Raw genomic sequence first — 17,145 nt, forward strand, 5'->3', positions numbered from 1 at the left:
TGAAAAATCATGATTACATGATTATAATAACGAACGAATTAGCATGGCTGGCTAAAATATAAGGGGTTATCTAAAAAAGGAATTTGTGTTCATAAAACAACAAATTCCATGTTTCAATGCTCTCCTTAAAAAATATTAGCAATTCCAGTTTTTTTCAATGAAATGAAACGCAGGCCGTAAATTCGTTTTATTAGCAATCGAAATAAGAGCGGGAACAACCGAAGGATCCGTTTTAGAGAAATTAGGAATTCGCGGATTCAACCGGAAAAACTGATCGCCTAAAAGCTCAGAGCTAACCATTGATTCATAGTAGCTCGATCCACCAGAGATAATCTGAAGAAACGGAAGCAAGGGTTCATTAGAAGACCGGTCTAAAAGTACTCCCCAATTTGGCGGAAGGTCTTCCATATCCTCAGGGCGTATGTTATCGGCACTCACCATTCCCCACCCCTTTGTATCTCTTCTTAATTGAGTTGGCTGTTCACCTGTTCCGATGGATAGTACGGCAATTTGATCTAACGGCTGCTTTGCTTTTCCGACTGCAAACGCGATACTAGCTGTACTGGTATTAGTTGCTACTGTATAACCATCAACATAGTTTTGATAAGCTCTTTGCGTTGCGGGAGCAGCGCTGCTCCTAAGTATTACGTCACTTGCTTTTTCATTAAGATAGGGAGAATCAGGAAAATTATGAAATAACACAGGATTCCAACGATTCAGCTCCGGTGAAAATAAGTGAAAGGATGGCACAACAATTCGCTTCTTTAAGTCTCTAAGGCGAAGGTCTCGGGGGAAAAACATTCGTATGGCTTTAATAAAACCAGAATAGGGTAGTTGTTGGTTAAAAACAGGTCCGCCCGGTCGGGAAACGCTGAACGCCGGTAAGATGTGATCTTTGAAAAACTGAAACGTCTCTTCTGGTGATCTTCCGCTTGCTAATGCGAGAGCAGTAAATGAACCAATCGAATTTCCTGAAAAAACATTGGTTTCACTAATTAACTTGGGGTTTTGATAAACCAATCTATTCAAAAGTTGTAAACTTAAAGCACCTAAAGTACCGCCTCCATCAAAGGTCATGATCCGATATTTTGTCAAAGGTGATTTCTCCTTTCGAATCCCATCAGAGTTATCATTCTGTATATGTTTATTTGATGTGCTGGAGAGGTATGAGTATCTCTTTTACTGATTATTTAGGAGTCGGGTTATGTAGGTAAGAATCCCTGAAAAGAAATCCATTAATTACAAAAAAATAAGATGAGGATAGAGCAGGACACGTTAAAAATAAAAGAACTGTAAGAGTCAATCTCTTACAGTTCTTTAAATATCTCTAAATCTTTTTTATCAATAAAGCTAGACATCGAAAACCGGACAGTTGACCTAACCTGATCAATCGAAAGTCCGATAGCAGCAAGTACGTGAGAAGGCTTGCTAGAACTACACGCTGAACCTGTAGACACAGCCATTACTGGAGCTAAATTTTTCACTAAAAGTTCGTTATTTGCTCCTTTAAATTGAACGCTCAAAACTCCTGGTATCTTATGATTAGTATCATGATTGAAAACAATTTGATCGTTAAATTTATCTTTTAAAATTAACGAAACATAAGATTCCATGTCTTCTAACTTCTTAATGTTTTTCTTTAAATTCTTTTCTGCAATTTCTGCTGCTTTTCCTAAGCCAACGATATTGTGAACAGCTAACGTACCGCTTCGGATTCCTTGTTCTTGCCCGCCTCCATGGAGAAGAGGGGTAATTTTTGTTAAAATATCATATTGATCTCTACGGATAAAAGTAGCACCGATACCTTTAGGTCCATGGAATTTATGACCTGAGCATGAAAGAAAAGTAATTCCAGGATAATCCGATAAATTCATTTCAATTTTACCAACTATTTGAGTTGCATCCGTGTGTAAGAAGATGTTTCTTTTACGACATAATTGGGAAATCGATTTCATGTCATTTAAAGAACCTAGTTCGTTATTTCCCCAAATTAGCGATACTAAAATTGTGTCATCTCGCAATTGTTGTTCAAAGTCTGCTAAGTCAATTCTCCCGTACTGATCTACATCAAGGTAAGTAACTTCAAAGCCTTTTTCTTCTAAGTACTTGCATGTTTCTAATATAGAGGGATGTTCTACTTTACTAGTGATGATATGTTTACCGTGGTTAGAATAATAATCTGCCACGCCTTTAATAACCATATTATTACTTTCAGTTGAGCCGCTAGTAAATATAATTTCAGAGTCGTGAGCGCCAATTAAAGAGGCAAGAGAATGTCTTGCTTCTTTAACTGCATTTTTAGCATTCTCAGCGACAGAATAATACTTACTTGACGGATTACCGAATTCCTCCATTAAGTAGGGGAGCATAGCTTCTTTAACTTCAGGATGAATCTGTGTAGTTGCACTATTGTCTAAATAAAGCATCAGTATCACCTATCCTTCCATTTTTAATAAGTTTTGGAGAAGCTTTTCGTAGTTTCTAGCATGTTTGTATTCGTTATCCAGCAAAATAATGCCACGCTCTAAATGTGCATTAAAGAGATCGGGGAAGTATTCTTCATCCGTAACGTTTCTTTGAGCATGTTGTCTAATTAAGGCTTTGTAAATATAATCATTTTCTCCAGTCATGGCATTTCGGTTAATATCCACGCCAGATTTATTTTCTACTAAATTTGGCATCGATGGATCTCTTAAAGAAAGAGCAAGGGCGATTCGGGACAGAATATTCCATGTTAAGCCTGTTGTAGCCTGAAGAGATACTAATCTATCTCCTGTTTCTTTTGAAGTTTTTAATCGGAAATTCATAGGTTCACCCCCGTTTGTCTAAAAGGGAAATATTGATTTAAAATCTGCGTTTCTTTTCTTTCTACGTTAAATTCAAGCATATATTCTTTAGTTACACTATCTTCTAAAATCTTGTAGTTATTTTCATCAATTTCAGTATCAGTTGAAAGAATAATAGCTTGTCTTCCACAATTAGGAATGAACTCTTTTAATACTGCGGCTTTATGGGTTTTATCTAATCTTCCTAGTAAAGTATCAAAGATAAAAGGTACTTTTCTACCCGAGCATTTAAATATAGCCCAAATAATTGAAATAAGTAAAATTTCTTTTTCACCAGCCGATAATGTGGACTTTTCAACATAATCCTTTTGAGAATCTAGTAAGGACACGTCGTATGTCTTGTGGTCAATAACAATAGAAGAGATATAGTTATGTTTTCGCAAGATTCTCTTCAGCATAGTAGTTGCTTCGATTTGAACTTGCTGTAACTTTTTCTTTAACTGAATTTCTCGGAAACGTCGACTTAATGTAATAATTTTTTGTGATTCAATAAATGAACTTTTTGTTTTTTCACTGTCTTTTAACGTACCTTGGATCTTATCGATGGTAGACGTTATGACTTCTAGTTCTGATTTCCAGTCTTCTAATTGCGATTCACGAGAGTTTAGCTCATCTTCTAATTTTAAAATAGCTTGTTGAGTAGTCTCCATGCGCTGAATCATATCACTAAATTCATTGGTTGTATCATTAATTTTTAATCTTTCTCTTAGCTTCTGGAGTTCAGTTAACTTTTCTTTATTGTCTTTAATAATGTCGAGACATTCTTGGTGAGCAGTACCTGAAACAGTGAGAAACATATTTTCAATTAAGCTACTTTCAGAAAAGGAAGCTCCATGAACTGAGCTGATCTCTTTTTCAGGCTTTACTAATTTTAAAAGGTGAGCTTTTAAAGTTTCACCTGCATTATCTTCAAAAGAACCATTAAGAGAATGAAGAACATCGTTAATTTTATCATCTGTTAATTTTGTATCTAATTGTTTAAATAGTTGTAAAGATTCCTCATTCTGAATTTGTTGTCTAGCATCTGTGAGAAGTCCTTTTGTCAGATAAAAAGGAAGGAGATTAGCAACAAAACCTTTAATCTTTTCTAAGTTTTGTTTCCTAATGTTTTCAATGCTGTTCATTTGTTTAACAATCTGATCTCTTTCAGATTTTACAAGGCCGCCATACTTCTCAAAAGCATCTTTAAGCTGCTGATATTCATCATTAAGCGCATCCTTTTTTAGGTTGAGCTCCTTTAAATCAGAAATGGCCGAAACAATTTTCTTTCTAAGTTCTTTTTCACGAAGATTTGAATCATAGAGAGTTTGCTCAGACTCTTCCATTTTTCTAACATCTACAGATTGATTAGAATAGCTTTCCAAATCGTTTTCAAGTATTTCGAATAAATCCAGGTTAAATACTACTTTAGATAAGTTTTGAAGGTATTCAGATAATAAATCTTCGTTCACAATTCTAGCTATTTCCTCACCATCAAATAAACATAAATCTAATAGCTGAGGAGGCATGATTTCTTTTAGTTTTGACTGAAAAATTTCTTTTTCATACTCTGATAAATACTTTCCGTTTGCTGATAAATCGAGTGTTTCTTTTAAATTATTATTGGAGAACTTCCAGTGTCGACGTAATACATAATCGGTCTTTTCGAAATTATCTATTAAAGAGAAATCCAATTTAATTCTAAAATTATTTTCATTATTTTTTTTCGCATTATGGTTAAGAATGCTTTGAACTCTTTTAAAGTATTCAGCATTTTCCGTTTTAAAGCCATAACCATAAGAACCAAACAAACCCAGCTTTATTGCATTCAAGAGGGTAGTTTTACCGGCACCGTTTTCTCCACCGATTAAAATAACATTCTTTCCATTCTCCGGTCGAAGGTTAAATGAATTGGTCTCTTTATAGGCGCCGATGTTAGTTAGTTGAATTTCATTTATAATCATGTTTAAACCTCATTTTCTCCTATTACAGATGTAAATAATCTTGTTTTAATGCTTTACCTATTTCATCCATTAAACCTCTTCTAACTTTATAGCCAGAAAAGTCTTTTTCAATAGAGATCAATTGTTTAATTACTTTAATATCAACTTTAAATTGATCACATAGTAGTTCTAGGTCGGATATTTGTTCCTTATCAAATAGTGGACGGTCATCAATTTCCCAGTCTAAAGAATAACCCATAATCTCTTCAAAGATTTTTGGAACTTGATCTTCCCAATCTCCATGTTTGAACCAAATTTTCCGAATCGCTTTTAACTCTTCAATGCTTATAAGTTCATAATGAGGATCATCAGGGTGCTTTAAGTTTTTTTGAACTTCTAAAAGTTTTCTAAGAATTTCTTGTCGTGCTTCTAATGTAAAAGGCCCTAAACCAAGTTGAGCATGCTTTGTCACCATTTCACCATCTAATGTTTCTTCTTGATACGTGACTAGTATTTTGTAATCTTGAGGTGCACTTAAATCAATGTTGTTAGTAAAAAGATAATTTTTTAATTCTTCTTTTGGTACAACAGTATATTGGTCTAATGGAATGTGTTGTTTAGGTCTACCTGATTTCTTTGGAATTAGTACATGTGGCACATCATCAATATCTACGATCTTTACATCTTTAAAGTAGGTATGACCATTCATTCTATACTTCATTCTTCGAGTTCGATCATCTCTGATAGCAGATAGCCAATTTCTAAAGTCAAGTAAGGGTTTCATCCAGTCGTGACCACTTTGAATAAAGCCACTCAAAGCTTTATCTTCGTTAACGACTGTACATACCCAGCAACCAAATCTACTGTTTCCACAAGAACCAGCACTTTCTTTAATAGATTTATCAATTACAAGAGGGCATTCGCCGCTATTGGAATCTTGATACAATCTGTGAAGCTCATGGTTGTCATCTCCCCATGGAGATGGATGGTTAAGTAAATAATTCCATACATCATCAAGGGTAAAGCTCCTAATAGGAGCGTACACATATGCGTTTGATAACGTAGAGTGTCTCATGAAAGTCTTTCCTTCGACGGTATGAGAACGAATTACATTACCACGTGTAGCACTTTCATCTTCACGTACACCTAATACCATGATTACTTCTCCAAAAGAAGATACTTTGTCCATAATAAACTGATTAGCAGGATCAATTTTTAATCGATCTGTACACCATCTGAATTTTTGATTGGGTGAAGGGTAGCCTTTACCAATAATATTGACCCAGAATGACTGTTCAAAAACTGGTTTTACTTTGTGTGTTTCAACTGGTAAATCTCTACTCAAAGCTTCATCTTGAATTCTTCTAAGAGTTTGATTAATCGAATTTATAATTAAAGGTGTTTCCACTAATGTATCGGAAGAAATTACATATACTTTTTTGTGCAATTCCTCTTTAGGCATTTCACTTAGAGCCTCAAATACTAACTGAACTACAACTGTGGAATCTTTACCACCACTATATCCTACTACCCAAGGGCGGTCATCTTCCTTATAAGCTTTTTTTATGCTTTCTTTTGCTTCGTCAATAAAAGGCACTTGTTTTGATAAAAGATTACTAATGATGCCATTACTCATAATTAAACTACTCCTTGAAAAAATTTATTTTCTAATGATTGTTCAGCATCACTTAGCGGTAAACTAATCAATTGCTTAATTTTATTAGAAGTTAATTGAATGGTAGAGGAAGTCTTTTGAATACGGCCATTTTGATTAAATGCACGCCCCAACCAATCGTTTGTATTACTTCTATTCCAATCTATATTTGATAGCTTTTTAACGTAACTCTCCCAGTCTTTAGGGTGATGCTTTCGTAGATATTGTCCGACTAAACCAACTGCTTCAACAAATACGCCATGTCCCACAATAAAGTTTGCTCTTAATTCACGAGGAGTCAGTTGTTTTTCAAAAACCATGTTCCATTCTACAATAGAATCACACAAAACTAACCAAAATTGCTTCAAAAACTCTTCTTCCTCATGAGTTATTTCATCACCTTTAGATTTTCCAACTAGCTTTAGGTTTGTATTAAAAATGTGATTTAAAGCCAGTATCTTGGGTGAATTCTTGGACAGTGATACTCTTTCTTTATCTGTATATCTATTTAATAAAGGCGTAGTGGTTACAACATCTTTAGTAATAAGAGACAAACGATCCCGATAATCATAAAGAATACCGATAGAAGAAGTAGTATTTACAGCATGCCTATTTAAATCAGAAAAAATTTGTTGGGATTTTTTTAACCCTTCATCGTGGAAAAAAACTACAGATATAGTTTCGTTGCCAAGTTCGGGAGATATTTTTAATGCTTCTTCAATAGCTGCTCTGCGATGCTGCCCATCATTAATCAAAAACCTTGCATCCAATGAAATTTGCAACTGTCCTAAGTCTTTGGATGAAGGGTCCTCATTATATGGTTGAAACTTAATTTCACCATCTATAGACGCTGTGATGGAGGAAAATACATAATCTTTTTGATTTTCCACTATGTAATTTGTCATTTCTGGAATTCTAGATTTGTTTAAAATCCTTTGAGATCTGTATTCAGGTGGAATTTCTTCTTCATCAAAAAGAAAAATCTTTGGAATAATTCGTAAAGGGCACATAGCTACAAAATATTCTTTTCCTGCTTGGACACCTCTAATAGAAGGGAAATTATAAGTGAATGTCGAGTCCATAATCAAACCTCCTTATTACGTACGTAAAATATAATTTGATTATAAATTAATTAATTCAAAGATACAATGAAAAAAACCGAATGGAGGTTCGATTTTCTGTATTTCTAATTTTCTAATTAGATTGTTTTTTGTGTAAATAAACATATTGGTCCAGCATAAAGAAAATAGATATAATATATGTTAAAATTAAAATGAAATGGAAAATGATTATAGTAACCGGAGATGATTGACAAATGAGTTCCCAAGAGGTCTTTTTTTTAAGCTTCTTAGAAGATATAAATCCTGTAGCAGCTCAAAATGCCAAGAAGATGCAAGAATTAATATATGAAGATCCAAGTAGTTCAATTGTAAAAGCTAGATTATTCGCTGAAGCAATTCTTAGTGAAGTATTTAAGCAGGAGAAAATACAAGAACCTTACGTCAATTCTTTGTATGAAAAGATCTTGTACTTAACGAGAGAAGGGTATATTGAAAGAGATATTCAGAGATCATTCGATACAATTCGCTTGTCAGGCAATAAAGCTGCTCATGATGGCCAATTTAATGACATTACAGAAGCTTTTAAACTACATAGAGAAATGTACAAAATTGGAGTTTGGTTTTATGAGGTGTATTCATTAGAACAGTTAAAAGTGCCTTTATACGAGAATCCTAAACCTCCTCAACAAGAAAACATTGAAGATATTGTAAAGAAACAAATTATGAGCCTTTTTGGTCCTGAAGGATTAAAGATGGCGCAAAAAGAAGAATTATCAGGAGTAGAAGAACCCCTCTTAGTAAATGACCCTGTGCCTTCTCAAGAAGAAGATAACTCTACCTCTTCAATTTTAAATAAAGATTTAGAGCCAGGACAGAGCTACTTAGTAAGAGAGCTAAAGAGATTAAAAGATTCGTCGCAAGAAGCAATCGAGAATGCAAATAATTTTAGTAACTTTAAGGACTATATGCACGTAGATCGCAATATTCAATTGGATTTAGAAAATATATTAGAACGTAATGAAAGTAGAGAAACAGGCAATTTAATTTTGTTATGCGGTAGTGTAGGGGACGGAAAGTCTCACTTACTAGCATATCTTAAAGAAAAAAAGCCAGATTTAATAAAAGATTATACAATTTTTAATGATGCTACTGAAAGCTTTTCTCCTAATAAAGATGCAATGGAGACTTTGGAAGAAGCATTGAATAGCTTTTCAGATCAGAAAATTGAACACTCGACGCAAAAAGTAATACTAGCAATTAATATGGGAGTGTTACACAACTTTATTAATACAAAACACAAAGAATATTCCTATGAGACATTAAGGGAGTTTGTGGATAATAGCGAGTTGTTTTCTCAAAATGTAACTACTTACTTCAGCAATGAGAATTTCGATTTACTAAGCTTTGGTGATTACCATTCGTATGAATTAACTGAAAAAGGGCCCAATTCGACTTTTTATTCTTCTTTAATAAGAAAAATTTGCGATTCTTCAGATGAAAATCCGTTTTATTTAGCACTAGAAGAAGATAAAAAAAATGGGCTTCATAACATGGTTCACAAAAACTATGAGTTTTTACAAAATAAATTTGTTCAAGAACAAATTGTACAATTAGTTATTCAGACAATCGTTAGAAAAAAACTAGTTATCTCAGCTCGAGCTTTCCTGAATTTTATCGCTGATATCTTAATTCCAGATAACATTCAAAACATAGAACTGATGTCTGAATTTGACGTTTTAGAATTCTCTTTACCGAACCTTCTATTTAATCGAAAAGAGCGTTCTATAATTCTTCAATCTCTAAGTCAATTAGACCCTATTCACCGTCGCTCTGTGTTTATTGATCAGTTAGTAGTAGAGCTTAATACCTTAAATGATTGGGATACTCTAATTGAAAATTATGTTTATGCTGAAACATCGAAAGGCTGGTTTAAACCTTTTATATCTAAAGATAATTTAACGGACTATTCTTTTAATTTGTTTTTTGAAACGTTTATTAGAGTTACGTTTTTAACAAATGAAAAATTTGCCGCTAATATTGCTGATCAAAGCTATTCGAAATTCCTTAGAAGCCTTTATTATTTTAATGTGGGAGATATGAGAAAAATAAAAGGGTTTTATGGGGAGATTGAAACAGCTATTTTTAAATGGAAAGGTAGTCCAATGAAAGGCTATATATATTTAGATAAACCTTCTGAAAAGTACCGTCTAGCACAAAAGCTAGAATTGAATCCTTCTATTAGTCATTTAAAGCCGAATAAAGGAGAGGTAATCGAATCTTTTAAGTCCTTTATTATGCTTGCTTATAACAATAATGATGAAAAAAATAATATCTTCTTAGATATTGATTTTCCATTGTATCAGTTGTTAACGAAAGTCCAAGATGGATACTGTCCAAACAAAAAGAATGAAGAAGATGCAATAAAGTTTGTTGAATTTATTGAAAAGCTTATGGCGTTTGGAATGAAGAAAAAGGAAATGCTTGTTCATTTTCCTCAGGATAATAAATTTTATACAATCAAGCGTGATACTTTTGGTTCATTTGTATTTGAAAGGGAGTAAGTAAAATGGTTCAAACCTTGGAAAGAGAGTATTTAAATCATCTCTTCGAAACCAAAAAAAAGCATGATACTGGTAACGTGCTAGATGTGTTACCTTTTTTGTCTAAAAGAACAAAAGAAATCAGAGGACAATTCAATAAAGTTCTTGGAGAATATATACGAAATATTTGTGAGATAAAGCTAAACAATAAGGCCTTTAAAGATAAGGAATTTGTGACGTCTGCAGAAAGTAATGAGTTAAGTGAACATATTGCAAGTAATGTAGATTATAACAATGAAGATGATTCCCATGATTTTGTGCGATTTTTAGATCAATATCTATTTAATCAGGAAGATATTAAACCTATTCATCCGTTTTTATTTAATTATATAGAAATCGAAAAGAAATTGAAAAATGAATTTGGAAAATATGGTCAGTTTATGAGCGAAACTTTTGTTAAAGAGAATCCTGAAATTAAGGCTATTTTCAATAATAAAGAGTCAGAAGACATATTAACGGAGTTAATTCTTGATAAGTTGAATGGAGTAGAAGAATCTTCAAAGAATCCCCAAAATCAGGCGAAAAATAAAACAGTTAAACAATATCAGCCTCTTTTAGGTGAGTTTACACGTATTTACCAAGAGGATATCTTGTATCTAAGTAAATATAAGGATTATTTTTTAACTTCATTTCCTTTATTAACACATTATTATGTGTTTATGTATGCGTGTCAATTAATTGTGAAATTCGAGCAATTTACCACTGCTGATATGGAAATGGTGCAACCTCTTTATTTCGCGTTAGAATGGGAATCTATGAGTAGAAGAAGAAAAGCTACTGGTGAGTTAGAGGGTTTTAAATATGTAAAAGAAAAATCTATTAATCTATTTCCTCATATTCATACTATTTCTCAACTTAGTCATAATTCACTGAATAGTGTGGAAGAGCATGATGACATACTTGAATTCATGCCATATTGTAAACTTTACGATCTAATAGAGAGTAAAGGTGAGGAGTATGAAGCTGCTTTTTTAAGCGAAGTTAATCAGTGGATCAAGGACTATCTAGAATTAAGAAAGCTTCCGTCTCATGAGAATAAAGCTGCTCAAAGCCTTCCAGAAGCTTTTCAATTACTGTTTAATTGCGTAAAAGAAGGTATAAGCACAGATGTTGCTAAGAAGTTCGGTGAAAACATAGGTGATTTAGGTGCTAACCAGTTTTTAAAGACCCGAGGAAGTTATGGACAGGTATTTAATATTAAGCATGATTTTCTACTTTTGTTAACAGCTGTTTCGGTAAAAGATAAAAGAATTCCTTTAAATGATTTGTTTAAAGAACTAGAAAAAAGAGGAGTAGCATTTGACCGTTACTCTAAAAAAGAGATTATAAGCTTATTTGATGACCTTAACATTTTGGATAAAAAAAGTGATAGTGGAGATGCACAATATGTCAAACCAATTTTATAATTATATTTCTACGCTCTTAGTAGAATATTTTAAAAAAGCAGGAATTAAAAAAGGAGATCGGTTTTACTTACAACTAGATAGTGGAACGGATGTTTTTCATTTAGTTGAAGCGCTGAAAATACTAGAAGGAACTAAACCTTTTAGATATAAACATGAGTTGGGAGAGGAATATGAAACATTTTCTATTCCTTTCCATGAAATTAACTTAGTAGTAGCATATACTTCAAAAGACGTTAAGCCTGATTTTCTTGTTACATTAAGGAACTTAGTTGGAGAGCAAAAAGGAGTTTGGGAAAACTCCGCTTTAATTAGCATTGTTTCTGAGCAATTAGATTCCATTCAAGGTGGAAGTAGTGATTTACAAAAAGAAGGAATGCCTTTACATCCAGCTTCGTTATTTAATAATTTGAGAAATGAGATTGAAAATAGAAGTTTGGAAAAAGTTGATCAAATTATTTTATTAGACAATCTAAATAATTTAGTGAAAGAACAATCTTTTCAACAAATCACTTTTTTCGAGTTTGAGGATATTTTTGCTACTTTACAAAAAGGTTCTATCGATGACACGGATTACCATAAATTTGGACTTTTTAAAGATGCTGACCTAGATAAATTTAATGGTAAAGAACAAAGAGATCGTCTAAGAGAGAATAGAGATCTTTTTGATTATGTAAGAAAAGTGCATGATTTCGGTCTTAATAAAGAAGAATTAGAAAAACAATTTTCACCAGAAGGTGCCAACGAGCTAATTAAAGAAGAGTGGCGAGAATTACCGTTCTCTAGAGTCTATAAATTTAACGAAGATTATAGAAAACTTAATAAGAAGAAAAAAGTAGATTTAATAGGCTTAAAGGTTAACCATACGATTAAACCTTGGGATAAGCCATATAAAGAATCTACTTCAGGTAGAAGAAAAAGACATATTATAATTTTTAACCCTGAAGGTAAAGAGGAAATTGAATTACAAGCTTCTTTTAGTTTGGAGGGTAACGTAAAAAGTTTAAGCTCTGAATTCCTTAAAGTGCCTAATGCTTTTTCTAAGAACCTCACAGTTGAAGTTAAGCAAACTAATATTTTTGCTAAAATAAAGCTTGAAAAGGATGACACAACCTTCACGAGATTTTCTTACAAACATGACAACAAAGCAGCGTTAGGTGCAGAGTTTTTTATTGCTGTTTTACCAGTTGAGCCTATCTATTTGGATAGTTATAAGTCCAAATATTTAATTGATCCAAATGGTGGTCACATAGAGCTACAATTCGAAGAAGATGAATTGAGCTTTGGAGATAAAATAGATATGCAGAAAGTAGAAGTAACAGAGGACAATCAAACAATTATTACCTCTCAAGATCAAAAATTGGTTGTTACTCCATTACCAGAGGCTTTTAATGATGAGGATGAATTAAGCCTCAATATAAAATTTGAAGAATCGCTTATTCCCCTCCTCTTAAAAAATGAATTGCCTGAGTCTATGCCGATTACTGGTCAACGAATTTGGAAGCTTATCAGGGAAACTGGTAAAGATATTCAATGGTTCAAAAAAAATAACCGTTTGGTTTTAGAGAACAGAGAATTTTACTTTCACTCTGAATATCGAGACTACTTCAAATGGGAAGATGAATGGGTTAAAAATGGGTTAAAGTATGCAACTCATGAATCGGACCGGCTGCTTAATAATAGAGAATTAAAACTGAGTGATGACTTAAGAGAAGCTTATAGTAGATTTTTAACATATTTTAAGATTCGAAAGTCAATTCCTAGTTTATGTACGGTTACTGATGATTACGAGAAGCGTGCAATCGATTATATAAAGGAATATCAGAAGGAAATCAACAAATTTGAAAATGGATCTCCCGCGGGGCGTAAAGGAAGAGATTTATTTAAGTTAGGTACTCTTCAATCAAATGGAATGTTATATTTTACGCCATTTCATCCAATAATGGTTGCATTTAAGCTGAAAATGTTTGAGTTATTGGATTCAGAAGAGCTAGATAACAGTATTTTAAATAGATTAAATCCAAATGGACTTATTCCATTTTTATATGATGAATCGGAAACATTGTTTAAGCCGGATTATCAACAAGCAGCTATGGAATGGTTGATGTTCAAACCGGTTAATAAAGTATCTGTTTCAGCTGCTAATCAGTATTTAGCTAAGGTTGTGAACGAAAAAATCACACAATTTAAAGAGCATTTCTCTTATTTGTTTATTAAGAAATCTCAAGCACCTCTTCAAATTAATGTAATTAATATTGCCAATGATAAAGAGGTTATTCGTGGAATATTACAGTGGATGATTAAAGAAATTGATAAAGAAGGTACTGAAAGCTTAAAACCGGTAGAAGTTACTCTTTATAAAGAAGAGCATATAGAGAGTTATTTTGATTTATATGCTAGAACTGAAACCATTGAGCAATTTGAATATCTTTTTGACATTAAACTTAAATCAAAAAATGTAGACTCGGATGATATCTTAAGAACAATAAGAGAAAAACTGTTCTTTTATAAGCAGGAACTTCAGGAAGAATTAAGATATGCTCATATCTCCTTTTATAAAATGCATGCTCAAGAGAATCATGCAGTACAGCCACTTAATGGCATGACGTCAGGGATTGCTATTGAAGGCCTTTACTCAAGTGTACCGTCAATGAAGGATGAGGAGACCTATAGAAGTGGATTTGGCACAAAAGCATACAGTATCGATCCTCAAAATTACTTAACAAGCACAGCTTACTATTTAAATGAATTAGCGGCGAACTTGCGAAATGGCGGTAATGATAGTTATAGAAAAGGAGAAGCTATTTTTTCAAGAACAACTACAGCGGATGAGGAAACATTGAAAAAGATTTTTAAATCATCTTATTGGGTAACATTTGTAGATCCATTAATTGATTTGGAATTTTTTCATGATTACGAGGACGAGCTAGTTGTGATTCATTATAACGATCAATACTCTTCTTCAAGTCGATATGATGCTATAACTGTGACTGATAAAACAAACCAATATTATGCTGTAATTAAAGAGTTTCTTAAGCAAAAAGGTGTAGAAGGCACAGAGGAAAATGTTCTTACTACAATTAAAGCTTTTAATACATTTAACGGTGAGTGGCTATTAAGGATCATAGGAAGTAAAGGTCATTATGATCGAGAAAAATTAAGTATTATTTCTGCTATCAAATATTCTGTATCTTATTTTGATCATCCAGATATTCTTTGGGTTCCTATTTCTCTCGAAGAGGTATTAAGGGTTGCTGGAGCTGTTAGTTTGAATAAATCTGATGGGGTATTTACCGCTAAAAACCTTGGAGTTAAAGGAAGTCATAGCGATGATTTATTATTAATAGGTTTAGAAAATAGAGAAGGGGATATTTCACTTCATTTTTATCCTATTGAAGTCAAGATTGGAATAAATAAAGGAGAAGTATTAGAAAAAGCACGACACCAAGTTCAAAAAACAAACCAATTGTTTATTGAAACTTTAACTAAGCGAGCTGAAGATACATTTACGAGTAAGTTTTATCGTAACTTCTTTGCTCAGCTATTCATTTCTAATGCTCAAAAGCTGACACAAAGTGATTTTTGGAAAGAGAAAGAATATAGTCTATCAGATGAAGTTATTGAAAAATTATTAAAAGATGATTACTTAGTGTCTAATAGTCTGAAAAATTATATAGGGAACAGCGCCATACTTTCATTCCAAAAAGATGCTTTTCATAGAAGCGCTCAATTAGAAGACGATGTCTTACTATTAAATCTCACGGAAAAAGATGGGTATGAGGGTCTAGTCTTTCCAATTAAAGAAATGCAGCATTGGATTCAGTTCGAATCAAGCGATTTTATTAAAGAAGATATGCTATCGTCTCGTTATAAACTAGAAGGGGAGCATAAATCTTCAATGGATGAAAGTGCTCAATCGGATGTCTTTCCAACGATAGAAAAAAGTAGCTCCCTTCAAGAACATAAGAACTATGCGGCTGTTAGTGAAAATTTAGGATCTTATGAAATCGAGAAAGCAGACACGGTAATTACTGAGAATCTTGATGAACATGAAAATTCTCTGTATAAAGAGGATGCTCAGTCTAGGTATGAAGGGAAGTTATCTACGAATCCAACCGAAGAAATAACTAATTATCCTTCCTTAGAACAGGCAAGAATTAAGATTGGTAAAGCGGAAAATTCTAATCGAGAAATCTATTGGGAGTATGGTAATAAAGGGCTTGCCAATAGACATTTATTAATTTCTGGTAAGTCAGGTCAAGGTAAAACTTATTTTATGCAATGTTTATTGTTAGAGAAAGCTAAGCTAGGAATTTCTAGTATTGTTATTGACTATACCGAAGGCTTTTTACCTAATCAATTAGAACCTGAGTTTGTGGACTATCTGGGACACAAATTAAAACAAAAAATTGTTTACAGTGAAAAACTTCCAATAAATCCATTTCAAAAGAATACTCGGGATATCGGAGGAATTCAGTTACCGGAATCCAACACTGATGTAGCAGAGCGAATTAAAAGTGTTTTTGCGGCTGTTTATAGTTCGTTAGGTATTCAACAACAAAATGCAATATACGAAGCGATTCTAAAAGGTTTAGAGCTTTATGATGAGCAAATGAGCTTAGTAAAGCTAAAAGAACTTCTTGAAGAGGATGGATCAAATTATGCTAAAACAGCACTATCACAGATTAGACCTTTGATTGATCGTAATCCATTCAGTAACGACAATGTGATTAATTGGAAAGATATTATTCATAGTGAGGGTGAGGTTTATGTAATTCAACTTACCGGGTTCCCTCGAGATGTTCAATTAATCATCACTGAATTTATCCTTTGGGATTTATGGAATTATTCTGTGAGGTACGGTAATAAGAATACGCCTATGCCCGTGATTATGGATGAAGCGCAGAATCTTGATCATACCGAAAAATCACCTTCTGCTAGAGTGCTGACAGAAGGAAGAAAATTTGGTTGGTCAGCATGGTATGCGACTCAATTCTTAAAATCACAATTAGATGCTGATGAATTGGCAAGGTTACAAAATTCATCTCAAAAAATTTATTTCTCACCTCCAGAGCAAGAATTATCGCACATTGCAGCTAGCTTATCTAAAGATAATCATGAGAAAAAGCATTGGGAACACAAATTAGCTTCATTAAGAAAAGGGCAATGTATTGTTCATGGTCCTATTCTAAAAGAAAACGGAGAACTATCTCATCCTACAGTGACAGTAGTAGATATTAGTCCATTATCAGAAAGAACGTAAAAAAAACCACCTTTGAGGTGGTTTTTTTATATGATGCGTAATCTGAAATCTTCCATTGAAGTTTTATTTTCTAAATCGTCTTCTAACTTTCTTAATCCTTTTTCAATAAAGGTTAGCATATGTTTGTGTAAATCATCATCTGTTAGAGGTGTACTCACTTCATTAATAATTAGATGCTTAAATAATAGAAATTCCTTATCTTTAATAATATTATCTGGTATGGTCCACTTATTCTTTCCGGGAGAATATTGCTCCGAAACTGGTCCTTCTGAAATCGAGATTCCTTTAGCTAGAGCTATTTTTACAGCCATAGGTCTTTCGCATTCTAAGGAATCTACAACTCTATCTAATATTTGTTTTCCTTCCTCAGATAATAGCATTCTTCGATTAGACACT

The 17,145-nt window shown here is 33.0% G+C and carries 10 protein-coding genes; 3 read left to right on the top strand and 7 right to left on the bottom strand.

Annotated features, from left to right (window positions below; all coding sequences use genetic code 11):
• Positions 1-135 precede the first annotated feature (135 nt).
• From ACFX40_RS12415 to dndB, 6 genes are all read right to left on the bottom strand, one after another.
• Positions 136-1,095 carry a patatin-like phospholipase family protein gene (locus ACFX40_RS12415; RefSeq protein WP_253351320.1) on the bottom strand — a complete coding sequence of 320 codons (960 nt, stop codon included), beginning with the start codon at positions 1,093-1,095 and terminating at the stop codon, positions 136-138.
• 212 nt (positions 1,096-1,307) lie between these two features.
• Positions 1,308-2,426, bottom strand: coding sequence for a cysteine desulfurase family protein (locus ACFX40_RS12420; protein WP_377255094.1), 1,119 nt, complete (start codon positions 2,424-2,426; stop codon positions 1,308-1,310).
• Positions 2,427-2,435: 9 nt separating this feature from the next.
• Complete coding sequence (gene dndE / locus ACFX40_RS12425) at positions 2,436-2,807, bottom strand: DNA sulfur modification protein DndE (protein WP_098524919.1); 372 nt, start codon at positions 2,805-2,807, stop codon at positions 2,436-2,438.
• Positions 2,804-4,789 (bottom strand): DNA sulfur modification protein DndD, encoded by a 1,986-nt coding sequence (dndD, locus tag ACFX40_RS12430; RefSeq protein ID WP_377255097.1) that lies wholly within the window; start codon positions 4,787-4,789, stop codon positions 2,804-2,806. The genes dndE and dndD overlap by 4 nt, the downstream gene beginning before the upstream one ends.
• 22 nt (positions 4,790-4,811) lie before the next feature.
• The gene (dndC, locus tag ACFX40_RS12435; RefSeq protein ID WP_033579259.1) at positions 4,812-6,404 is read right to left on the bottom strand and encodes a DNA phosphorothioation system sulfurtransferase DndC; all 1,593 of its coding nucleotides are present in this window, start codon (positions 6,402-6,404) and stop codon (positions 4,812-4,814) included.
• Between the two features lie 2 nt (positions 6,405-6,406).
• Positions 6,407-7,504 carry a DNA sulfur modification protein DndB gene (dndB, locus tag ACFX40_RS12440; RefSeq protein ID WP_033579258.1) on the bottom strand — a complete coding sequence of 366 codons (1,098 nt, stop codon included), beginning with the start codon at positions 7,502-7,504 and terminating at the stop codon, positions 6,407-6,409.
• A gap of 233 nt (positions 7,505-7,737) precedes the next feature.
• Between dndB and dptF the strand changes: the two genes are divergently transcribed.
• From dptF to dptH, 3 genes are read left to right on the top strand one after another with little or no spacing between them, the layout of a single operon-like run.
• Entirely contained in the window at positions 7,738-10,044 is a 2,307-nt protein-coding gene (gene dptF / locus ACFX40_RS12445) for a DNA phosphorothioation-dependent restriction protein DptF (RefSeq protein ID WP_377255100.1), read from the top strand.
• A 5-nt stretch (positions 10,045-10,049) separates the two neighbouring features.
• The gene (gene dptG, locus ACFX40_RS12450) at positions 10,050-11,489 is read left to right on the top strand and encodes a DNA phosphorothioation-dependent restriction protein DptG (protein ID WP_377255103.1); all 1,440 of its coding nucleotides are present in this window, start codon (positions 10,050-10,052) and stop codon (positions 11,487-11,489) included.
• Entirely contained in the window at positions 11,470-16,749 is a 5,280-nt protein-coding gene (dptH, locus tag ACFX40_RS12455; RefSeq protein ID WP_377255105.1) for a DNA phosphorothioation-dependent restriction protein DptH, read from the top strand. Before dptG ends, dptH begins: the two co-directional genes overlap by 20 nt.
• 26 nt (positions 16,750-16,775) lie before the next feature.
• On the opposite strand, the gene ACFX40_RS12460 is transcribed toward dptH, so the two are convergent.
• Positions 16,776-17,144, bottom strand: a complete 369-nt coding sequence (locus ACFX40_RS12460) for a hypothetical protein (protein WP_098524926.1) — start codon at positions 17,142-17,144, stop codon at positions 16,776-16,778.
• Position 17,145 lies beyond the last annotated feature (1 nt).

The organism is Priestia sp. YIM B13552, from assembly GCF_042787775.1.
GTDB lineage: Bacteria > Bacillota > Bacilli > Bacillales > Bacillaceae_H > Priestia > Priestia megaterium_E.